This is a genomic window from Mesorhizobium sp. M8A.F.Ca.ET.202.01.1.1 (assembly GCF_004791595.1).
GTDB lineage: Bacteria > Pseudomonadota > Alphaproteobacteria > Rhizobiales > Rhizobiaceae > Mesorhizobium.
This window is the reverse complement of the sequence record NZ_SRUN01000085.1, coordinates 1-413: the sequence shown is the minus strand read 5'-3', so window position 1 is coordinate 413 and position 413 is coordinate 1. Positions and strand designations below refer to the sequence as shown.

1 protein-coding gene is annotated in these 413 nt (G+C 65.6%); it reads right to left on the bottom strand.

From position 1 onward, the window contains the following. Positions 1–413 (bottom strand): hypothetical protein (locus EN845_RS33950; protein ID WP_210235528.1); only part of this gene is annotated, 413 nt, incomplete at both ends.

Sequence of the window (413 nt, the reverse complement as noted above, 5' to 3'; positions counted from 1 at the left end):
TTCCAGCCCAGCTTGCGGATCATGTCGAAGGAGATGTTGTTGTAGCCCCAGACCTGGGCCTTGCTGTCGGAGACGAACACGGTGAAATCGCCCCACGCCACATCCTGCTGCAGCTTCAGGTCACCGCGCAGGAAGTTCTGCGTGCCCTCACCCTGGTACTTGTCGGCGGACACGCGTTGCAGGTCGACCAGCACTTTCGGGCCATGCTCGCCGAGCTGGCCGCTCTGCCCGGATACGGTGGTGACCAACGTGCTGTTGCTGCCCACGCCCTGCTTCACGCGCAGGCTGGGTGTGTCCTGCAGGTCGCGCAGCCGGTATTCCAGGCTGCCGCCGTTGACGCTGCTGGAGAACACGCTGACCGGTGCGCCACCGGGGCTGACCGTGATCGCGCCGATGCCATCGGGCACGCCCAC